Raw genomic sequence first — 20,619 nt, 5'->3', positions numbered from 1 at the left:
CAATGGTCAGCACGCCCACCCGCAGCCGCGGAAAGGTTTCCGGAGACGGCGCAGCCAAGGCCCCCAAAGATGCCGCCAAGCAGCCCGCCCGGCTCCGCGTACACCTTCGCGGCTTCTGGGAAAGCCTTGAAGGCAAGAGCAAGGCTCCCAACAGCTCCACCTACTACCTCATCCTCGGGTGTGCCCTGGCCCTGACTGCCATCGGCGTCATGATGGTTCTTTCGGCCTCCAGCGTGGAAGCGATCTCTGAGGGCAAGTCTCCGTACGCCGATGCGCTGAAGCAGGCGATGTTCGGCGTTCTGGGTGCTGCCGCCATGTACGTCATCTCACGAACCAACGTCAACTGGATGAAGCGGTTGTCGTGGTGGGCGCTCGGGGCTGTTGTGGTGCTTCTGGCACTTGTCCAGGTGATGGGCAATAGCGTCAACGGCAATAAGAACTGGATCGACATTGGCGGTGTGACACTCCAGCCGTCCGAGATGGCCAAACTGGTCCTCTGTGTCTGGATTGCAGCTGTGCTGGCCCGCAAACAGAAGCTCTTGAACCGTTGGTGGCATGTCATTATCCCTGTGGTTCCCGGTGCCGGCCTGGTCATTGGCCTGGTAATGCTGGGCAACGACCTCGGCACAGTGATCGTGATAGCGGCCATTACAGCAGCAGGGCTCTATTTTGCAGGCGTACCGGGGCGGATGCTGGCCATAGCGGGTGCTGTGGGTGCAGTGGGAGCCGTTCTGGCCACCATCAGCAGCGCCAACCGGATCTGCCGCATTACGTCGTGGTTGGGTACGGCATCGGCGTCCTGCACCGAAAACTTTGACTTTGATTTCCAGTCCACCAACGGCATGTACGGTCTGGCGCAGGGGAGTTGGACCGGGCTGGGATTGGGGCAGAGCCGACAGAAGTACAACTGGCTGCCGGAAGCCCACAATGACTTCATCTTCGCGATCATTGGCGAGGAACTGGGCCTGGTGGGCACCTTGGTGGTGCTGGTGCTCTTCGCCATTCTTGGCATCGCCATCTTCCGTGTGGTGGTCCGGCAGACGGACCCCTTCCAGCGCACGCTGGCCGGCGGCATCATGGTGTGGCTCCTGGGCCAGGCAAGCATGAACATGGCCGTGGTAACCCAGCTGCTTCCCGTGGTTGGAGTCCCGCTGCCGTTCATTTCCTACGGCGGCTCGGCGCTGGTGATGTCACTGTGCGGCGTCGGCGTAGTGTTGTCCTTGGCCCGGGGGCAATTGCCGCCCCAGCAGCGTCCCCGGTTCTTGCCGCGCCGTTCTCGAAAAACCGCACGAAAGCGTACTTAGCACTTCATGACTTCTGATTCCCGCAACGCGTCCAAGCCTTTGTCCGTCGTCCTGGCAGGCGGCGGAACTGCCGGGCATGTCAGCCCCTTGCTGGCCATCGCCGATGCCATCAAGGACCGTCGTCCGGAGGCAGCCATCCTTGCTGTCGGCACACCTTCCGGCATGGAGACACGGCTCATTCCAGCGGCCGGGTATGACCTCGCAACCATCGACCGCGTGCCGTTTCCGCGGCGACCGTCGCTTGATCTCATCAAGCTTCCCGGCCGCTTGCGGGGAGCGGTTCGGCAGGCGCGGCGGATCCTTGAGGAGGCAGAGGCAGACGTCCTGGTGGGTGTGGGTGGATACGTCTGCACGCCGATGTACCTGGCTGCCCGGAAACTCGGTGTCCCCATCGTGATTCATGAAGCCAACATGAAGGCCGGTCTGGCCAACCGTGTCGGAGCCCGGTTCAGCGACTACGTCGCTGTGGCCTTTGCCGCTACGCGCTTGCGGGGCGCCCGCCACGTTGGGATGCCCATGCGACGCGCCATCTCAGGACTCGACCGGGCCGGCGCGGCCCCTGAGGCCAAGGCGGCGCTGGGATTGGATCCGGAACGTCCAGTGTTGATCGTCACCGGCGGTTCCTCGGGCGCGCTGAGCATCAACCGTTCAGTAACGGCCGCTTTGCCGGCATTGACGGCTGCCGGCGTCCAAACCTTGCACATTACGGGAACCGGCAAAGCCGTTCTCAACCACGACGGCGGCCTGCTCACGGCCGACGGATACCGTCAGGTGGAGTACGTGGACGGGATGGAAAACGTCTATGCTGCAGCCGATGTCCTCCTTGCCCGCGCCGGGGCCGGTACCGTCAGCGAAGTTGCTGCAGTGGGAGTGCCGGCAGTCTTTGTGCCGCTGCCCATCGGAAATGGGGAGCAGTCCCTGAATGCCGCCCTGTTGGTGGATGCCGGGGCCGCGCTCCTGGTGGATGACAAGGACCTCAGCCCGGAATGGCTCCAGACCGAGCTCATTCCACTCTTGCTGGACCGTGGCAGGCTCCTCGACATGGCCCGCAAGACCGAAGCCCTTGGTATCAGAAACGCCGATCAGCGCATGGCTGATCTTGTCTTGGAAGCGGTATCCGCATGACCACCAGCATCGCCCCCCTCGAATCCCTCGGACGTGTCCACTTCATAGGCGTTGGCGGCGTGGGAATGTCCGCCGTGGCGCGGATCATGGTGGCCAGAGGTGTGCCCGTCAGTGGGTCCGACGCCAAGGACCTGCCAGTCATGCACGACCTCTCGTCGGCCGGTGCCCGGATAGCTGTGGGATACGACGCTGGAAACCTCGGCGATGCCCAGACGATCGTGGCCGGCTCAGCTATCCGCGCAGACAATCCGGAACTCACAGCCGCACGCGAGGCAGGGCTGCCGGTGCTTCACCGTTCCGAAGCGCTTGCCGCCACCATGGCAAGCCACCGCGTAGTCACGGTTGCAGGTACGCACGGCAAGTCCACTACCACCTCCATGGTGGCTGTCCTGCTGAAGGAGGCAGGATTTGATCCTTCCTTCGCCATCGGAGCGAACGTGCCTGCTCTGGGCGTTAATGCGGCGCACGGCGAGTCCGACATTTTCGTGGCCGAGGCCGACGAATCCGATGGCTCGTTCCTGAACTATCGCCCCCTGATCGCAGTGGTCACCAACGTCGAGGCCGATCACCTGGACCACTATGGAACGCCGGAGGCTGTCTTCGCCTCCTTTGATGACTTTGCGGCGCTTCTGCCCGTCGATGGCGTCCTCCTCGCCTGCGCAGACGACCCCGGCGCACGTTCACTCGCGGAACGCACCGCCTCCAAGGGAACCACCCGCGTCCTGACGTACGGGACGTCCGACGACGCCGATGTCCGGCTTCACGACGGCGGACCTGGTGACGTTTCTGTGGCCATCGGTGCAGACGTCCACAGGGTAGGACTCCAGGTGCCCGGGCGGCACAATGCCCTCAACGCCGCGGCGGCGTTCGCGGTCGCCGTCGAACTTGGCGTGGCACCCGAAGCTGCAGCAGCGGCATTGGGCCACTTCACAGGTGCATCCCGTCGGTTCGAACTCAAAGGGCTAGGCAGGGGAGTGCGGGTGTATGACGACTACGCGCACCACCCCACGGAGGTCCGCGCGGCCTTGTCCGCCGCGCGCTCGGTAGCTGGCGGCCATAGAGTGCACGTCCTGTTCCAGCCTCACCTGTTTTCCCGGACAAGGGAGTTTGCCGGCGAGTTTGCGTCGGCCTTGAACGCTGCTGATACAGCCCTTGTCCTGGACATTTATCCGGCACGCGAGGATCCGATTCCCGGCGTCACCAGCGCCCTGATCGCCGACCGGTTGTCCACCGGGCGTCTCGTTTCCGCAGGTGAAGCCGTGGATGCCATCCTCGCCGTCGCGGGCGAAGGAGATGTGGTCCTGACTGTTGGGGCCGGTGACGTCACTTCCTATGGGCCAGTGATCGTGGAGGCCTTGGGTGGCTAGCACCCGGAAACCGACGTACAAGGCCGGAACGGACGCCCGCCCGGTTGATGCCGGGCGCGCTGGGGGAACTAAGGCAACTCCGGGCCTGAGCAAGGGAGGCGACGCGGACGCTGTTATCAACGCCCAACGTTCGGTTGAACCGGAGGTCAAGGGGGCGTCAGCCTCCAAAGCTTCCCCTGCCTCCAAGTCCCGGAAAGCAGCGCCGTCGGACAACATCATTGTGTTTCCCGAACCGAAGAGGCGGCGTCAGCGAAGGCTTGTCGCGTGGACGCTCTCGATCGTGGCGGTGGTCGTCGCCGTCCTCATTGGCGGTGCGGTCTTTTCACCTGTGCTGGCGGTTCGGACCGTCACTGTGGATGGCACCACCCTTTTGACTCCGGAGGCAGTGCAGAAAGCCCTTTCGGGTCTCGAAGGAAAGCCGCTCCCACAGGTCAGCGAGCAGGAAATCAACGAGCTGCTGAAGCCGCTGGTGCAGGTCCGCTCAGCCACCATGGAAGCGCGGCCGCCCTCGGAGCTGCTGGTGCACGTCAACGAACGTGTCCCGGTGGCGCTGCTGAAGCAGGGCGAAACGTATGTGATGGTTGATGTGGACGGTGTGCAGCTCGGGGCGACGAAGGACCAGTCTGCGGTGGCGCTCCCGTTGATCGATGCCGGTGCCGGTGCAACCAACACGGAATTGTTTAAGTCGATCGCCGCCGTTTTGGATACTTTGCCCGCCGACGTTCGGGCCAGGATGTCAACAGCGTCGGCTGCGTCCCCGGACGCTGTGGAGCTGAAACTCGTGGATGGAAAGACGGTAGTGTGGGGCAATGCCGAGGACAGGGAACTGAAGGCGAAGGCACTTGAAGCGCTGCTCAAGATGCCGGCTGACCCAAAGGTTCCCGTGAGCGTCTACGATGTCAGCGTCCCACGGCACCCATTCACAAAATAAGAGCTTTGAGAACGTAACCTCCTGCTGACGGTGACCTTATTTCGGGACATTCAGACGACACGCGCAAGCGGTCATTGCATGTGCGAACCATAGGAAATACCGTCGCAGTAGAGTTACTTGACATAACTATAACCTTCAACTAGAGGGTTAAGGTCCAAGTATTCAAGTTGGACTCGATCAGTTTCGCTATAGGACACAAGCAAGGGGCACGAAACGTGGCAGCACCGCAGAATTACTTGGCCGTCATCAAGGTCGTCGGCATCGGCGGCGGTGGCGTGAACGCAGTCAACCGCATGATCGAGGTCGGCCTTCGGGGCGTCGAGTTCATCGCCATCAATACTGACGCGCAGGCGCTGCTCATGAGCGACGCCGACGTCAAGCTTGACGTCGGACGTGAACTAACGCGTGGCCTTGGTGCCGGCGCGAACCCCGAGGTCGGAAAGCAGGCCGCCGAAGACCATGCTGACGAGATCGAAGAAGTTCTCCGCGGCGCTGACATGGTCTTCGTAACCGCCGGCGAAGGTGGTGGCACCGGAACGGGTGGCGCCCCCGTGGTCGCGCGCATCGCCCGCTCCTTGGGTGCGCTGACCATCGGCGTGGTAACGCGCCCGTTCACCTTCGAGGGCCGCCGTCGTGCTGGTTCCGCAGAGGCCGGCATCGATGCGCTCCGTGACGAAGTTGACACTCTGATCGTCATTCCCAATGATCGCCTCCTGTCCATCAGTGATCGCAACGTCTCCGTCCTGGACGCTTTCCGTTCCGCGGACCAGGTTCTCCTTTCGGGTGTCCAGGGCATCACGGACCTGATCACCACCCCCGGCCTGATCAACCTGGACTTCGCTGACGTCAAGTCCGTGATGCAGGGCGCAGGATCGGCCCTGATGGGTATTGGTTCTGCCCGTGGCGAGGATCGCGCAGTCAAAGCTGCAGAGCTGGCTATCGCGTCCCCGCTCCTTGAGGCTTCCATTGATGGTGCCCATGGCGTCCTGCTCTCCATTCAGGGCGGATCGGACCTTGGCCTGTTCGAAATCAATGAGGCAGCACGCCTGGTGCAGGAAGTGGCCCACCCTGAGGCAAACATCATCTTCGGTGCCGTCATTGATGACGCCCTGGGTGACGAAGCCCGTGTGACGGTCATTGCTGCAGGTTTCGACGACGTCAAGGCGACCTCGCCCTCCATGGACCAGTCGCGTCCCGCCCAGAACCCTGTCCCCTCGGAGCGACCGGCCGCACCCAGCAGCGCACCGTCCAGCGCTGCAGCACCGCAGCACGCTACGGCTGGCATCGGTGCGGCGGGCTTGAGCAACTGGGGCCAGCAGCGTCCCTCTGCCCTGCCCGCTGACTCCGGCTTCGACGTCGACCTCCCGGCAGTTGTGGAGCCTGACCTTTCGGGCAGCCGCTCTGACGACCTCGATGTCCCCGACTTCCTGAAGTAAGCCGCATCGGAGAGTCAGTACTTGGTGTTTTGGTGGCGCAACGAAGTTCGGCCCGGCGTTTCTGTAGCCTTCACGGATACAGGCGCCGGGAACCTGGCTCTCCATGTGGGGGATAATCCTGAGCAGGTGATGGCGCGCCGCGTCCGCCTTGCGAGGAGTGCAGGTCTGGGTGTGCGCCAATTCCAATACATGGATCAAGTCCATGGCAACACGGTGGAATTCATCGCAGCCCACGGGCCTGGGCCTACCGCAGACGCCATGGTGTCCACTGCCACTGATTCCTCATACTCCGGTTTAGCGGGTGCGGCCCAGCCATTGGCCGTCATGGTGGCTGATTGCGTACCCGTCGTCATGGTAGGCGTGGATGCCAGCCACAAGGCGGTGATCGCTGTAGCCCACGCCGGACGCCCAGGCGTGGCCTCCGCTGTTGTTCCCGCTACGGTGGCGGAAATGCGCCACCGGGGAGCAGCGGACATCCACGCCTGGCTGGGTCCTTCCATCTGCGGATCCTGCTATGAGGTCCCGGAGCAACTCCGGGCCGAGGTGGCGGATCTGGTTCCCGCCACGTGGTCCACCTCCTCCTGGGACACGCCAGCCCTGGACTTGCCGGCAGGTGTGACGGCCCAGTTGGCTTCCTTGGATGTTCCGGTGGAGTACTCGGGGCAGTGCACCTTGGAGAACGATTCCCTTTTCTCATACCGGCGGGACTCCCGAACCGGTCGATTTGCAGGTTTGGTGTGGACTCATGACTAGCCTTGGATACGGCGGCGAGCGGCTGTCGGGTGCAGATGGAGACGCCCGTACCGCTCAGCTTGCTGGACGTTTGGACGTGGTCAGGGGCCGGATCGAGGCAGCTGCCGCCGCTGCCGGGCGCAGTGAACAACCCCGCCTGATCGTAGTGACCAAGTTTCACCCCGCTGCTGATGTCCGCCGCTTGGCGGCCCTCGGAGTGAGTGATGTCGGTGAAAACCGCGATCAGGAAGCAGCTGCCAAGGCCTCCGGGCTTACTGACCTGGAGGTGCACTGGCACTTCATCGGGCAGCTTCAGAGCAACAAGGCAAAATCTGTCGCTAAATACGCTGCCTCCGTCCAGTCGATAGATCGGCCACAATTGGTGGACGCTTTGGCGAAGGCCATCAAGCGGGAACAAGACACTACCGGCCGGGCAGACCTCGACTGCTTCATTCAGGTCAGCTTGGAGGACGACGCCGGTGCGCACCGCGGGGGTGCAGCCCCGGCCGACGTCGAGGTTCTGGCCGGACAGATCGCAGCTGCTGCCGGGTTGCAGCTCTCAGGGCTGATGGCAGTGGCGCCCTTGGGGGCCGATCCGGAAGCGGCATTCGAAAAGCTGGCCGGTTTTTCGGCGGCGCTGCGCGCTGTCCATCCGGCTGCGGACCGGATTTCCGCGGGGATGAGCCAGGACCTTGAGGCGGCCGTGAAGTTCGGAGCGACACACCTGAGAATTGGCTCCGATATTCTCGGTTCACGTCCGGCCGTGGGGTAGCGTCAAAGTATTGGAATGACGGGCCGGGGTTCCAATATGTCAAGTCATGGCGGCCCGCCTACTGCAGAAACGATAGGAGTGCACCATGGCTGGCGCTCTGCGCAAGACAATGATCTATCTTGGGCTCGCCGACGGCGATGAACACTACGAATCTGAGCAGGCCGTCGCCTCGCACCACGACGAAGAACGCCCCCAGGTACAGGAACGGGAAGAGCGCCGGGCGCCTGCTCCCGTCCGGGAAGTTGTCCGTGAAATGCCCATTGTTGATGCCGAAGAGGAATACCGCGCACCCGTGACACCCATTAAGCGTGCGGCGTCCAGCCGCGAAGATGCCTCGGGTCTGAGGCAGATCACCACCGTTCACCCCCGCTCTTATAATGACGCCAAGGTCATCGGCGAGAGCTTCCGGGATGGTATTCCCGTCATCATGAACGTCACTGACATGGGCGAAGCTGACGCAAAGCGCCTTGTGGACTTCTCCGCCGGCCTGGTCTTTGGCCTCCACGGCAGCATCGAGCGGGTGACCAACAAGGTGTTCCTGTTGTCGCCGTCGTACGTCGAGGTCATCGGGGACGACAAGAAGGCCACCGAAACGCAGGCCAGCTTCTTCAATCAGAGCTGACAACGATCTTTACAGATGCCAGGCGGGTCAACCTGCCTGGCATCTGTGTTGCAATAGTAGGGACCGATCCGCATTCCGGAACAAGTGGGAGATCTGAGCTAACTCGTGGGCATTGTTTTCGGCCTTATCTATATTCTGTTGTTGCTGTTCTTCATTGCCCTGATCATTAGACTCATCTTCGAATGGGTTCAGATGTTCGCCCGACAGTGGCGACCCAGGGGTGTGGCGTTGGTTACAGCCCATGTGGTCTACTCCATAACGGATCCTCCGCTGCGGAGGCTCCGCAAACTGATTCCACCCCTCCAACTGGGCGGAATCTCCTTGGATTTGGGCTTTTTGATCCTGATTATTGCCGTCAGCATTGGCATGTCAGTGACCGGCGGCCTGGCCTAGCTGCTCCGCGGAACCTGGGCCACCGATGGTTCAAAGGCCGCAAATTCTCCAAATCAACACGATGGTGTTGAATTGGAGGAACCAGATGATATTTAGGTACCGTAGTTTTGAACGGCCGGAAGGCCTACTGACTAACTAGACCAACGAGGTGACCAGATGGCTTTGACGCCAGAAGACGTTGTCAACAAGCGCTTTCAGCCGACCAAGTTCCGCGAAGGCTACGACCAGGACGAGGTAGATGACTTCCTCGACGAGATCGTGGTGGAACTGCGCCGCTTGAACCAGGAAAATGACGAGCTTCGCAAGAAGCTCGGCGAAGCCGGTTCGGCTGTGCCTGCTGCTACCGCTGCGGCTCCAGTCGTTGAAAAGGTTCCCGCACCCGTGAAGGTCGACAAGGAAGCTGAAGCCAAGGCAGAAGCTGAGGCCAAGGCTGCCGAAGCCGCCAAGAAGAAGGAAGCTGAGCAGGCTGCCGCCGCTGCAGCTGCCGCCAAGGCTCCCGCCGCCAACAACGGTGTCACTCCTTCGGCTGAATCTGCTGCAGGCCTGCTGGCCATGGCCCAGCAGATGCACGACAAGCACGTATCCGACGGTGCGCAGCAGAAGGAAAAGATCATTGCCGAGGCTCAGATCGAGGCCTCCAGCCTCGTCAACGACGCCCAGGAAAAGTCCCGCAAGATCCTTGGCGCCCTTGAGCAGCAGCGTTCCGTTCTGGAGCGCAAGGTGGAGCAGCTGCGCGGCTTTGAGCGTGACTACCGCTCGCGTCTGAAGGCCTACATCGAAGGCCAGCTGCGCGACCTCGACGCCCGTGGTTCCGTCGCTGCCCCTGAGGTTGGCGAAGCAACGGCCGACGTTTAGCAAGTATTCTGAAAGCCGGTGGCTGAGGACTCCTCGGCCGCCGGCTTTTGCTGTTAACACCGTGACAGCGCCCCGCCTCGCTTCCCGAATGAAAGCACTATGACCGACGACTTCACCGATAACGCCTCACAGCCGGCGCCCACCGCGCGCCGCAAGTGGCGTCCGGCCATGATCTGGCTCTTTGCCGGCTTCGCCGTGTTCGCTTACACCTTTGACCAGCTCACCAAGCTCTGGGTGACCAGCACCATGACGGAAGGCGAGCGGATTCCCGTCTTGCCGCCGCTGCTGCACTGGTACTACATCCGGAACTCAGGGGCAGCTTTCTCCATTGGCGAGAATGTGACGTGGATCTTCACGATTGTCATGGCTGCTGTTTCGGTCGCAATCCTGTTTCAGCTGCGCCGCTTGGGCTCGGCTTGGTGGGCCCTGTCACTCGGGCTGTTGTTGGGAGGAGCGCTGGGTAACCTCACAGATCGCTTGTTCCGGGAGCCGTCGTTCGCCATGGGGCACGTCGTGGACTTTATCCAATTGCCCAATTTCGCCATCTTCAACATTGCAGACTCTGCAGTGGTGTCCGGCGTCGTTATTATCTGCCTGCTGACATTGCGCGGTATTGGCATGGACGGGAAGCGGCACGTTCCCGCCCCTAAGCCGGCCAATGATGCCAAGTCCGCCGGCGGTTCCACGGGGGAGACAGCCGGTGAGTAACCCCGTGGCGGTACCCGAGGACATGGCAGGCATGAGGGCCGACGCCGGGTTGGCGCAGCTGCTGGACATTTCCAGGTCAGCGGCGGCGTTGTTGATTGCCGAAGGAAATGTCACGGTTGGCGGCGTGCGGCTGGGCAAGTCTGCAAAGCTTGCCGCCGGCGCCGTACTGGACGTGACCGTTCCCGAACGGCCGGACCCCTTGGAAGTCGTGGAGGAAGTTGTGGAAGGCCTGAAAATCCTGCTGGATGACGAGGAATTCGTTGTCATCGACAAGCCGGTGGGTGTGGCCGCGCATCCCTCCCCGGGGTGGGTGGGACCAACTGTGGTGGGCGGTCTCGCCGGGGCCGGTTACCGGATTTCGACATCGGGAGCCCCGGAGCGGGCGGGAATCGTCCACAGGCTCGATGTGGGCACATCCGGGGTCATGGTGGTGGCCAAGACAGAGCATGCCTACACGGTTCTGAAACGCGCCTTCAAGGAGCGCACGGTGGAGAAGGTCTACCACGCTGTGGTTCAGGGGCTTCCTGATCCACTCGAGGGCACCATTGACGCGCCGATCGGGCGCCATCCCGGCCATGACTGGCGTTTCGCCGTGATTGAGGACGGGCGGCCGTCCGTGACCCACTATGAGGTCCTGGAAGCATTTGGCAAGGCAACCCTGGTTGAAGTGCACCTGGAAACGGGCCGTACGCACCAGATCCGCGTCCACTTTTCAGCGCTGCGGCACCCCTGTGCCGGAGATCTCACCTACGGGGCGGACCCTCGTCTTGCCGCAACCCTGGGGCTTACCCGGCAGTGGCTTCACGCCCGGAAGCTTGGGTTCACGCACCCGCGGACGGGGGAGTGGGTGGAAGTCGCCAGTGAGTATCCGGCGGACCTCCAATACGCGCTGGACCTGCTTGCCACCGGCTCAGCCTAAGCGGGCCTTCTCCGTCAGCTGTTCCTGATTCTGTCGGAACCGGACGGTAGACTGTCGTGGTGACTTCCAGCAATGATTCGTTCGTCCACCTGCACACCCATACCGAGTACTCCATGCTGGATGGAGCGGCCCGCTTGGGCGAACTGTTTGATGAAACTGAACGGCTGGGGATGCCGGCCTTGGCCACCACTGACCACGGCTACCTCTTCGGTGCTTTTGATTTCTGGCGCAAGGCAACGGACAAGGGCATTAAGCCGATCATTGGCGTTGAAGCCTATGTAACTCCCGGGACGGCCCGCGGCGATAAAGAGCGTGTCCGCTGGGGTGACGAAAGCCAACGCAAGGACGACGTCTCCGGTGGTGGTTCGTACACGCACATGACGCTCCTGAGCTACAACAACGTGGGCATGCGGAACCTGTTCAGGGCCTCGTCCATTGCTTCCCTGGACTCAGTTTTTGGTAAGTGGCCCAGGCTGGACCGCGAACTGCTGAACACATATTCAGAAGGCCTGATTGCCACCACGGGTTGCCCTTCAGGGGAAGTCCAGACGAAGCTGCGACTCGGGCAGTATCGTGAGGCCGTCGAGGCCGCCGCAGAATTTCGTGACATTTTTGGTGCGGAGAACTACTTCTGCGAGTTGATGGACCATGGCCTGGACATCGAACGACGCGTCACAGGTGACCTCCTTCGCTTGGCCAAGGAGCTGAACCTCCCGCTGGTGGCCACCAACGACCTCCACTACACGCATGAACACGATGCCAAGGCGCACGAGGCTCTGCTGGCCATTCAGTCCGGGTCCACCCTGCTCGAGCCGACGTACGACAATGGCGGGTCCCGCTTCGCCTTCTCAGGCAGCGGTTATTACTTGAAGTCACCGCAGGAAATGCGTGAACTGTTCCGCGATCATCCGGATGCCTGCGACAACACCCTGCTCATTGCCGAGCGCTGTGAAGTCTCCTTCAATACCGGGGCCAACTACATGCCCCGCTTCCCTTGCCCTCCGGGGGAGGACGAAACCTCGTGGTTGGTCAAGGAAGTGGATACGGGACTCAAGTACCGTTACCCTCAGGGCATTCCGGACAAGGTCCGCAAACAGGCGGACTACGAGCTCGGCGTCATTACCTCCATGGGATTCCCCGGATACTTCCTGGTGGTTGCCGACTTCATCAACTGGGCCAAGAACAACGGCATCCGGGTGGGTCCCGGACGTGGTTCCGGTGCAGGCTCCATGGTTGCCTACGCCATGCGCATTACTGACCTCGACCCCCTGCAGCACGGCCTGATCTTTGAACGCTTCCTGAACCCGGACCGCGTGTCCATGCCCGACTTCGACGTCGACTTCGATGATCGTCGCCGATCCGAAGTGATTGACTACGTCACCAAGAAGTATGGTGACGAGCGCGTGGCCATGATCGTTACCTACGGCACCATCAAGACCAAGCAGGCGCTGAAGGACTCGTCCCGCGTGTTGGGCTATCCGTTCAGCATGGGTGAGCAGCTCACAAAAGCCCTTCCCCCTGCTGTCATGGCCAAGGATATTCCGCTTGCGGACATCCAGAACCCCGAGTCCAAGCGCTACAGCGAGGCCGGAGATTTCCGCCAGCTCATCGCCACGGACCCCGAGGCTGCCAAGGTCTTCGAGACAGCGCTGGGCATCGAGGGCCTGAAGAGGCAGTGGGGTGTCCATGCTGCCGGTGTCATCATGTCCTCGGACCCCATCATTGACGTCATTCCGATCATGCGCCGTTTCCAGGACGGCCAGGTCATCACGCAGTTCGATTACCCCACGTCCGAAGGTCTCGGGCTGATCAAGATGGACTTCCTGGGCCTCCGAAACCTGACGATTATTTCGGACGCCCTGGAAAACATCAAAATGAACCGCGACGTTGACCTGGACCTGGAAAACCTTGAACTGGACGACGCCGCATCCTATGAGCTTCTGGCACGCGGCGATACCTTGGGTGTGTTCCAGCTCGACGGCGGACCCATGCGGTCGCTGCTCAAGCTGATGAAGCCTGACAACTTCGAAGACATCTCCGCCGTGTTGGCTCTTTACCGGCCCGGCCCCATGGGTGCCAACGCCCACACCGATTACGCCTTGCGCAAGAACGGGATCCAGGAGGTCATTCCGATCCACCCGGAGCTCGAAGAGCCTCTCAAGGAAATCCTTGGCGGAACCTTTGGCCTGATCGTGTACCAGGAACAGGTGATGGCCGTAGCGCAGAAGCTGGCAGGCTACTCGCTCGGACAGGCAGACATCCTCCGCCGCGCGATGGGCAAGAAAAAGAAGTCCGAGCTGGACAAGCAGTTCGCGGGATTCTCACAGGGTATGCAGGACAACGGCTACTCCATGGCAGCGGTTAAGACCCTCTGGGACATCCTGCTCCCGTTCTCCGACTACGCCTTCAACAAAGCGCACTCGGCGGCCTATGGGGTCATCTCCTATTGGACCGCCTATTTGAAGGCGCACTACGCGCCGGAGTACATGGCTGCCCTGCTCACCTCCGTGGGTGATGACAAAGACAAATCCGCCATCTACCTCAACGAGTGCCGCCGCATGGGCATTACGGTTCTTCCACCGGATGTCAACGAGTCCTCGCTGAACTTCACCCCAGTGGGAACGGACATCCGCTTTGGCATGGGTGCCATCCGCAACGTCGGCGTCAACGTGGTGGATGCAATGGTCTCTGCCCGGACCACAGAGGGCAGCTACACCTCTTTCAAGGATTTCCTTCTGAAGGTGCCAGCGGTGGTGTGCAACAAGCGCACCATAGAATCCTTGATCAAAGCAGGCGCGTTCGACTCCCTTGGCCACCACCGACGTGCGCTTGCGATGATCCACGAAGAAGCAATCGACTCCGTCATTACCCTGAAGCGCAACGAGGCCATCGGTCAGTTCGATCTCTTCGCGGGATTCGAAGACCAAGAGCCGGAGGCGTCGCTGACCACTGAAATTCCGGACCTGCCGGAATGGGAGAAGAAGGACAAACTATCCTTCGAACGGGACATGCTGGGCCTTTACGTGTCAGACCATCCCCTTCAGGGGCTGGAGGGCGTCCTCAGCCAGCACGCCGAACAGTCCATTACGTCGATCATCGCCGAGGACGGACCGCACGACGGCGCGATTGTCACCATTGCCGGCATGATCACCTCGCTGAGCCGCAGGATCGCAAAGGCCAGTGGAAACGCCTATGCCCGGGCGGAGATCGAGGACCTGGGTGCTTCCATGGAAGTCATGTTCTTCGGGCAGGTGTACGGGCCAATCGCGTCTGTCCTGGCTGAAGACCTGATTGTGGTGGTCAAAGGAAGGTTGCAGCGGCGGGACGACGGCGCCGTGACGCTGAACTGCATGGAACTCTCCGTGCCGGACCTGAGCGAAAGCGTCAACGGTCCGGTGGTGATCACCATTCCCACATTCAAGGCTACGGAGGCCGTAGTGACGGACCTGCGGGATGTTCTACGGACCCACCGTGGAAACTCAGAGGTCCGGCTGAAGCTGATGGGCGATACCAAGGTGGAAGTCATGGGGCTGCCCGTACACATGCGGGTGAACCCCAGCCCATCGCTGTTCGGCGACCTCAAGGTGCTGCTGGGGCCGGCCTGCCTGGATAATTAGCGGGCCGGCCGCCGCCCGGTCAGATCTCGTAGTCGAGCGGTGCCGGTTGGCTGTAACCGCCGCTGTGGTAGAGCAGGGGAGCGCCGTCCTCGCCAACCTGGCCCGCGACGACCTCCACCACCACTACGGCGTTGTTCTCAAACGACAACCGCATCTGGATTTTGCCCACGAGCCAGCCGCTGACGTCCTTGAGGATCGGAACGTCGTAAGGCCCGGGCTCCCAATGGTCCCCTTCGAACCTGTCGCGGGTTCGGGCGAAGCGATTGGCGAGAGCCTGGTTCTCGAGTCCCAGCATATGGACTCCGATGTACTCGGCGTTGGCCACTGCCGGCCACGAGCTGGAACTCCTGGCCATGTTGAACGTGAATCGAGGCGGCTCGGCCGACAACGAAGCCACGGACGTAGCTGTGAAGCCGAACGGTTTGCCGTTCAGGTTGGCAGTGATGATGGCCACCCCGGCGGCATGCCTGCGGAACATCTCCTTGAAAGTCTGCTCGAAGCCGGGTAGTTCGCTTGCCACGTGCGTAATTCTCCTGGATTTGGGGGCTTTCCTCTTCCCCTCAGGGTATTCCTCCCGCGCCGCCGCCCCTCATTTTGTTGAGCCTGCATGAACCTTTGTTAATGTGAGTTCCATGACCGAGCCCATCGTGCACCTTACTGCTCCTGCTGAACCGGCTGCGGCCCCATTGTCCAAGCGTTCCAGGGGTGCCCTCTGGCTGGCGGTTCCTGCAGCCTCCGGGATTGTTCTTGGCCTGCTTTGGTGGCTGCTTGCTCCGGGCGGGCTCAACCTGGTCTCGGGGAACCCGGAACTGGCCGACCCGAACAATCCTGCGTCCTGGCTGCCGCGCGACCTTGTCCTCGGGGCTCTGATGCTCGTCTCGGGCTGCGCCACGGGCCTTACGCTGGACGGAAAGCTGCAGGGCACTGATGCAACGCGCCGCTTGACGTTCGCACTCATTGGCGGTGCGGCAGGGGCCGCCATCGCATGGCTTGTGGGTTTGCTCGCCGCTCAATGGTGGGGTCCTGCTCCGGACCCGGCCCTCGGGGCCGGATACGGATTTACCCTCCGCTCGTTTGCCGTGCTGGTGCTCTGGCCGGGCGCCACTGCCTTTGTCACGTTCATCCTGGCGCTGTTCGGGGTTCTGTCAAAGAAGCCCGTAAAATAGCTGGGTGACCACTTCCTCGGATACTTCCGCCCCCGCCGCCCTTAACTTCCGGAGCATCGACTTCCGGGGCCGCCACCTTTCCTTGGCGGAACTTCGTGCTGCCGTCCCCAGGGCACGGCATCAGACCATGGCGGACGCAGAGCAGAAGGTCCAGGACATCATTTCTGCAGTCCGGGGCCAGGGCTTTGCTGCCCTCAGCGAGCTTGCGAAGAAGTTTGACGGTGTAGAACAGTCGCACCCACGTGTCCCGGCCGAAGCACTGACCCAGGCGTTGGACGGCCTTGACCCAAAGGTTCGTGTGGCTCTGGAGGAATCAATCAGTCGGGCACGGCAGTTTGCGGACAGGCAGCGCCCGGCTGATCTGGACGTATCGCTGGCCGACGGCGCTGTCGTCAGCCAGAATTGGATCCCAGTGGGACGTGTGGGGCTCTACGTTCCCGGGGGCCTCGCCCCATTGGCATCTTCGGTGATCATGAACGTAGTGCCGGCCGTTGCTGCCGGTGTCGAATCCATCGCGTTGGCGTCCCCGCCACAGAAGGACTTCGGCGGTCTTCCGCACCCCACCATCCTCGCGGCTGCCAAGCTCCTGGGTATCGATGAGGTCTATGCCATCGGTGGTGCACAGGCGATTGTGTCGTTCGCCTATGGCATCCCTGGGTCCGGCGGTGAGCTGCCGATCGAGCCTGTGGATGTTGTGACTGGTCCGGGCAACATCTTCGTGGCAACCGCGAAGAGGCTTGTCAAGGGCGTCGTGGGCATCGATTCCGAGGCCGGCACCACCGAGATCGCCATCCTGGCCGACTCCACCGCGCAGGCGCCGCTTGTGGCGGCCGACCTCATCAGCCAGGCCGAACATGATCCCAAAGCAGCATCTGTCCTGGTAACGGACTCCGTAGACCTGGCCGACGCCGTCGTGGTGGAACTCGCACGGCAAGCCAGCGCGACCAAGCACAGCGCCAGGGTTCTTGAGGCCTTGTCCGGTCCACAGTCCGGGGTGGTCCTGGTGGACGACCTCGAACAGGGCATCGCCGTCTGCAACGCCTATGCAGCCGAGCACCTTGAAATCATGACGGCTGACGCAACGGCAGTTGCGTCGCGAATCCGCAATGCAGGAGCGATCTTCGTGGGCGACTACAGCCCCGTCAGCCTGGGAGACTACTGCGCCGGATCCAACCACGTCCTGCCCACCAGCGGCACGGCTGCATTCTCCTCAGGCTTGAACGTCACCACCTTCCTGCGTGCGGTTCAGGTCATCAACTACAACCGTGCTGCACTTGAACAGGTCAGTGGGCACATCGTGAGCCTGTCCGGCGCGGAAGACCTTCCCGGGCACGGAGATGCGGTTCGAATCCGGTTCGCCTAGCAGGCTCAACCACTACATATACGGGTGGTTACCACTACATGTAGTAGTTACACGCTTGTCATTAGGGTGTGAACGAACGTAAACTGGTGCCGGAAGTGAAACTTCCGGCACCTTTTGCGTCTCCGGCAACCCGCCGGGCATGGTTCCGTGCCGGAGCTGTCAGGGGAGGCCCAGCGTGTATTGTCCGTTCTGCCGGAATCCCGACTCCCGCGTCGTCGACAGCCGCATGGCCGATGACGGCTCCTCCATCCGCCGTAGGCGCCAGTGCCCCGAATGTGGCCGCCGGTTTACCACGGTGGAAACCACCAGTCTTTCTGTCATCAAGCGCTCAGGTGTGGGCGAGCCCTTCAGCCGGATCAAAGTCATCAGTGGCGTCCGTAAGGCCTGCCAAGGACGTCCGGTCACTGAGGACGACCTCGCCATGCTGGCCCAGGAAGTTGAAGAAAACATCCGTTCTTCGGGCGCAGCGGAAATAGACGCCCACGAGGTGGGACTTGCCATTCTTGGCCCGCTGCGGAAGTTGGATGAAGTGGCTTACCTGCGCTTTGCCAGCGTCTACCAGGCCTTTGAGTCCTTGGAGGATTTCGAGTCTGCTATCTCGTTGCTCCGCCACGAGGCTGAAGCGCATGCCAAGGCTGGAAACACTGAAACCAAGGGCTCGGAGAAGAGCCAGCTCTAGCTCCGGTGGCGGCAGCGGAGGGGAAGCCGCAGCCGCCACCGGCACCATATGCCGTTGGTTTATCGGCCACCCGATACGGGGAGCACCGCCCCCGTGATGTATCCGGCGTCACCCGACATCAGCCACATCACGGCTGCGGCTACCTCTTCGGGTTCAGCTCCGCGACCCATGGGAATGCTCGGGTTGAGCCTCTCTACCCGGTCCGGCATGCCGGCAGCTGCATGCAGGCCAGTGTTGGTGCTGCCCGGGGCAACTGCGTTGACCCGGATGCCCTGTTTGGCCACCTCGGCTGCCAAACCGACCGTTAATACATCCACCGCACCCTTGGTGGCGGCGTAGTGGATCCATGTTCCGGGGGAGCCGGCCTTGGTGGCTGTAGAGGAGATATTGATGACAGAACCACCCATGCCGCCGTTGGCTGTCGACAGTCTCCGGACAGCTTCCTGGCACATGAAAATCATGCCGGCGACGTTGACGTCAACCACCCGCTGAACTGTCTCGGCAGGCACTTCTGCCAGAGTGCCAATGAGGTTGCCAGTGATGGCCGCATTGTTAATGACGGCGGTCACTGTGCCGAGGCCCGCGGCTTCGTCAAACAAGCGCACGACGTCGGCAGGCCGGCTGACATCGGCCTGCACCGGGACGGCCCGGCCACCCTGGGCAAGGATTTGCTCAACGACTGACGTGGCGCCGGTGCTGTCTTCGGAGTAGTTGACGACGACGCCGAAACCGGCGCGTGCCGCAGCGAGGGCTACGGCAGCGCCGATCCCGCGGCTTGCGCCGGTGACAATCGCTGTTCCGACGTCCGTTGGCTTGCCCCCAGGCATGCGTGGACTACTTGGCGAGCTTGTGGTGCAGGGCCACCTCAAGCGCTGCACCGACAATGCCGGCGTCGTTCTTCAGTTTGGCGGTGACGATCTTGGTGCGCAGTTCCAAATGCGGGAAGTACTCGTCGGATCGCTTGGAAATACCGCCGCCGACGATGAAGAGTTCGGGGGAGAACAGGAACTCCACGTGCTGGAGATAGCGGTTGAGCAGCACACCGTACTCGTCCCAGCTGAGCCCATCGCGTTCGCGCGCAACAGCGGATGCTTTGGTTTCGGCGTCGAATCCGTCCACCTCAAGGTGGCCCAGCTCAGCATTGGGGACCAGCTGGCCGTTGAAAATAAACGCGGATCCGATTCCGGTTCCCAGCGTGATGACCAGGACGGTTCCGTCCACGCCTTCTCCGGCGCCGTAGCGGGCTTCGGCCAAGCCGGCCGCATCGGCGTCGTTGATGACCTCCACAGGGCGCCCAAGGCGTTTGGTGAAGGTCGCGTCGATGTCGGTGCCCAACCAGGTCTTGTCAACGTTGGCCGCTGAGTTGACCACGCCGTGCTGGATGATTCCCGGGAAAGTCACACCCACGGGTGAATCGGCCGCAGGAGCGTCCGGACGGTTGGAGAGTTCCTCGACGATCTGGGCAACAACCTCTGCCACAGCCTCCGGCGTGGCGGGCTGGGGAGTTGGCACGCGGAAGCGGTCGCCGATCAGTTTGCCCTTCTTCAGGTCGACAATGCCGCCCTTGATGCCGGTGCCGCCGATGTCGATACCGATCAGCGGTGCGTTCTTGTGGGTCTTCTCATCCTTCTTGGACAATGCATTTCCGATCATGGCAGGAGGGGATGGGCATGGCGCAGCCGTCCGGGCTGCAAGGACCTTCCGGGAGCTTAGGGAAGGGTCAGGATTTCCGCGCCGGTCTCTGTGACCAGCAGGGTGTGCTCGAATTGGGCCGTACGTTTGTGGTCCTTGGTGACGACAGTCCAGTCGTCGGCCCACATATCCCATTCGATGGTGCCGAGTGTGAGCATGGGTTCGATGGTAAAGACCATGCCTGCCTCGATCACAGTGTTGTACGCCGGGGCGGCGTCGTAATGCGGAATGATGAGGCCGGTGTGGAACGCCTCACCCACGCCATGGCCGGTGAAATCCCGTACCACGCCGTAGCCGAAGCGTTTTGCGTAGGACTGGATGGCACGGCCAATAACGTTGATTTCGCGGCCCGGGGCCACAGCCTTGATAGCCCGGTTGAGCGACTCCTGCGTACGCTCAACCAGCAGACGGGATTCTTCGTCCACGTCGCCAACAAGGAAAGTGTAGTTTGTGTCCCCATGCACGCCGCCGATGAAGGCGGTGATGTCAATGTTCAGGATGTCCCCGTCCTGCACCACGGTGGAATCCGGGATGCCGTGACAGATGACCTCGTTGAGGGAAGAACACAGCGATTTGGGGAAGCCACGGTAGCCGAGGGTGGACGGGTAGGCGTTGTGGTCCAGGAGGAACTCGTGGCCGACCTTGTCCAGGTGGTCGGTGGTAACGCCCGGCTGGATGTGCTTGCCCACTTCGACGATCGCCTGCGCAGCGATCCTGCCCGCAATCCGGATCGTCTCGATGGTCTCCGCGGACTTCACCTCAGAGCCGGTGAACTTGGCTGGCGCCTTCTTGCCGACGTACTCGGGCCGGCGTATGGATGCCGGGACGGACCGTTCGGGACTGATGGTTCCCGGTGTGAGGGCGCCAATGGGTGCGGTCGAAGCTAGAGAAGGCATAGATTGATCATATAAGGCACACAAGAGACGTAAGTAACAAAG

At 61.9% G+C, this 20,619-nt stretch carries 20 protein-coding genes; 16 read left to right on the top strand and 4 right to left on the bottom strand.

Annotated elements, in window-relative coordinates; all coding sequences use genetic code 11:
- The first annotated feature begins 2 nt into the window (after positions 1-2).
- From ftsW to dnaE, 13 genes are all read left to right on the top strand, one after another.
- On the top strand, positions 3-1,304 hold the full coding sequence (gene ftsW / locus BLW08_RS22190) for a putative lipid II flippase FtsW (RefSeq protein WP_091328273.1): 1,302 nt from the start codon (positions 3-5) through the stop codon (positions 1,302-1,304).
- A 6-nt stretch (positions 1,305-1,310) separates the two neighbouring features.
- A complete protein-coding gene (gene murG, locus BLW08_RS22185; RefSeq protein ID WP_090825650.1) occupies positions 1,311-2,429 on the top strand; it encodes an undecaprenyldiphospho-muramoylpentapeptide beta-N-acetylglucosaminyltransferase in 1,119 nt (372 codons plus the stop codon).
- Positions 2,426-3,796 carry a UDP-N-acetylmuramate--L-alanine ligase gene (gene murC, locus BLW08_RS22180; protein ID WP_091328271.1) on the top strand — a complete coding sequence of 457 codons (1,371 nt, stop codon included), beginning with the start codon at positions 2,426-2,428 and terminating at the stop codon, positions 3,794-3,796. The genes murG and murC overlap by 4 nt, the downstream gene beginning before the upstream one ends.
- Positions 3,789-4,727 carry a cell division protein FtsQ/DivIB gene (locus BLW08_RS22175; protein ID WP_091328268.1) on the top strand — a complete coding sequence of 313 codons (939 nt, stop codon included), beginning with the start codon at positions 3,789-3,791 and terminating at the stop codon, positions 4,725-4,727. Before murC ends, BLW08_RS22175 begins: the two co-directional genes overlap by 8 nt.
- A gap of 215 nt (positions 4,728-4,942) precedes the next feature.
- Positions 4,943-6,163 (top strand): cell division protein FtsZ, encoded by a 1,221-nt coding sequence (ftsZ, locus tag BLW08_RS22170; RefSeq protein WP_026542512.1) that lies wholly within the window; start codon positions 4,943-4,945, stop codon positions 6,161-6,163.
- 24 nt (positions 6,164-6,187) lie between these two features.
- Positions 6,188-6,916 (top strand): purine nucleoside phosphorylase YfiH/LACC1 family protein, encoded by a 729-nt coding sequence (locus BLW08_RS22165; RefSeq protein ID WP_091328333.1) that lies wholly within the window; start codon positions 6,188-6,190, stop codon positions 6,914-6,916.
- Positions 6,909-7,667, top strand: coding sequence for a YggS family pyridoxal phosphate-dependent enzyme (locus tag BLW08_RS22160; protein WP_091328266.1), 759 nt, complete (start codon positions 6,909-6,911; stop codon positions 7,665-7,667). Before BLW08_RS22165 ends, BLW08_RS22160 begins: the two co-directional genes overlap by 8 nt.
- A gap of 85 nt (positions 7,668-7,752) precedes the next feature.
- Positions 7,753-8,289: a cell division protein SepF gene (locus tag BLW08_RS22155; RefSeq protein ID WP_090825663.1), complete on the top strand. Its 537-nt coding sequence runs from the start codon at positions 7,753-7,755 to the stop codon at positions 8,287-8,289.
- A gap of 105 nt (positions 8,290-8,394) precedes the next feature.
- Positions 8,395-8,682 (top strand): YggT family protein, encoded by a 288-nt coding sequence (locus BLW08_RS22150; protein WP_090825666.1) that lies wholly within the window; start codon positions 8,395-8,397, stop codon positions 8,680-8,682.
- 156 nt (positions 8,683-8,838) lie between these two features.
- On the top strand, positions 8,839-9,537 hold the full coding sequence (locus BLW08_RS22145; protein WP_090825669.1) for a DivIVA domain-containing protein: 699 nt from the start codon (positions 8,839-8,841) through the stop codon (positions 9,535-9,537).
- Positions 9,538-9,636: 99 nt separating this feature from the next.
- Positions 9,637-10,245 carry a signal peptidase II gene (lspA, locus tag BLW08_RS22140; RefSeq protein WP_090825673.1) on the top strand — a complete coding sequence of 203 codons (609 nt, stop codon included), beginning with the start codon at positions 9,637-9,639 and terminating at the stop codon, positions 10,243-10,245.
- Positions 10,238-11,164 carry an RluA family pseudouridine synthase gene (locus BLW08_RS22135; protein ID WP_090825676.1) on the top strand — a complete coding sequence of 309 codons (927 nt, stop codon included), beginning with the start codon at positions 10,238-10,240 and terminating at the stop codon, positions 11,162-11,164. The genes lspA and BLW08_RS22135 overlap by 8 nt, the downstream gene beginning before the upstream one ends.
- 59 nt (positions 11,165-11,223) lie before the next feature.
- Complete coding sequence (dnaE, locus tag BLW08_RS22130) at positions 11,224-14,781, top strand: DNA polymerase III subunit alpha (RefSeq protein WP_090825747.1); 3,558 nt, start codon at positions 11,224-11,226, stop codon at positions 14,779-14,781.
- A 19-nt stretch (positions 14,782-14,800) separates the two neighbouring features.
- On the opposite strand, the gene BLW08_RS22125 is transcribed toward dnaE, so the two are convergent.
- Complete coding sequence (locus BLW08_RS22125; protein ID WP_302846941.1) at positions 14,801-15,301, bottom strand: flavin reductase family protein; 501 nt, start codon at positions 15,299-15,301, stop codon at positions 14,801-14,803.
- A 112-nt stretch (positions 15,302-15,413) separates the two neighbouring features.
- Between BLW08_RS22125 and BLW08_RS22120 the strand changes: the two genes are divergently transcribed.
- From BLW08_RS22120 to nrdR, 3 genes are all read left to right on the top strand, one after another.
- On the top strand, positions 15,414-15,947 hold the full coding sequence (locus BLW08_RS22120; RefSeq protein WP_090825679.1) for a hypothetical protein: 534 nt from the start codon (positions 15,414-15,416) through the stop codon (positions 15,945-15,947).
- Positions 15,948-15,951: 4 nt separating this feature from the next.
- Entirely contained in the window at positions 15,952-17,310 is a 1,359-nt protein-coding gene (gene hisD, locus BLW08_RS22115; RefSeq protein ID WP_091328263.1) for a histidinol dehydrogenase, read from the top strand.
- Between the two features lie 175 nt (positions 17,311-17,485).
- Positions 17,486-17,989, top strand: coding sequence for a transcriptional regulator NrdR (gene nrdR / locus BLW08_RS22110; protein ID WP_090825685.1), 504 nt, complete (start codon positions 17,486-17,488; stop codon positions 17,987-17,989).
- Between the two features lie 59 nt (positions 17,990-18,048).
- Here the strand turns inward: nrdR and BLW08_RS22105 are convergent, their stop codons facing one another.
- From BLW08_RS22105 to map, 3 genes are all read right to left on the bottom strand, one after another.
- Positions 18,049-18,816: an SDR family oxidoreductase gene (locus BLW08_RS22105; protein WP_091328261.1), complete on the bottom strand. Its 768-nt coding sequence runs from the start codon at positions 18,814-18,816 to the stop codon at positions 18,049-18,051.
- A 7-nt stretch (positions 18,817-18,823) separates the two neighbouring features.
- Positions 18,824-19,627 (bottom strand): polyphosphate--glucose phosphotransferase, encoded by an 804-nt coding sequence (gene ppgK / locus BLW08_RS22100; RefSeq protein WP_090825753.1) that lies wholly within the window; start codon positions 19,625-19,627, stop codon positions 18,824-18,826.
- A gap of 71 nt (positions 19,628-19,698) precedes the next feature.
- A complete protein-coding gene (gene map, locus BLW08_RS22095) occupies positions 19,699-20,577 on the bottom strand; it encodes a type I methionyl aminopeptidase (protein ID WP_091328258.1) in 879 nt (292 codons plus the stop codon).
- Positions 20,578-20,619: the final 42 nt, after the last annotated feature.

This window comes from Arthrobacter sp. cf158, from assembly GCF_900106835.1.
Classification (GTDB): Bacteria; Actinomycetota; Actinomycetes; order Actinomycetales; family Micrococcaceae; genus Arthrobacter.
The sequence above is the reverse complement of the archived record's forward strand: the minus strand, read 5'-3'. Positions and strand labels throughout refer to the sequence as shown.

Bases quoted from the DNA above. Each gene is read 5' to 3' on its own strand.
- ftsW (WP_091328273.1), top strand. From the start codon at position 3: ATGGTCAGCACGCCCACCCGCAGCCGCGGAAAGGTTTCCGGAGACGGC.
- murG (WP_090825650.1), top strand. From the start codon at position 1,311: ATGACTTCTGATTCCCGCAACGCGTCCAAGCCTTTGTCCGTCGTCCTG.
- murC (WP_091328271.1), top strand. From the start codon at position 2,426: ATGACCACCAGCATCGCCCCCCTCGAATCCCTCGGACGTGTCCACTTC.
- BLW08_RS22160 (WP_091328266.1), top strand. From the start codon at position 6,909: ATGACTAGCCTTGGATACGGCGGCGAGCGGCTGTCGGGTGCAGATGGA.
- BLW08_RS22155 (WP_090825663.1), top strand. From the start codon at position 7,753: ATGGCTGGCGCTCTGCGCAAGACAATGATCTATCTTGGGCTCGCCGAC.
- BLW08_RS22145 (WP_090825669.1), top strand. From the start codon at position 8,839: ATGGCTTTGACGCCAGAAGACGTTGTCAACAAGCGCTTTCAGCCGACC.
- lspA (WP_090825673.1), top strand. From the start codon at position 9,637: ATGACCGACGACTTCACCGATAACGCCTCACAGCCGGCGCCCACCGCG.
- BLW08_RS22120 (WP_090825679.1), top strand. From the start codon at position 15,414: ATGACCGAGCCCATCGTGCACCTTACTGCTCCTGCTGAACCGGCTGCG.
- BLW08_RS22105 (WP_091328261.1), bottom strand. From the start codon at position 18,816: ATGCCTGGGGGCAAGCCAACGGACGTCGGAACAGCGATTGTCACCGGC.
- map (WP_091328258.1), bottom strand. From the start codon at position 20,577: ATGCCTTCTCTAGCTTCGACCGCACCCATTGGCGCCCTCACACCGGGA.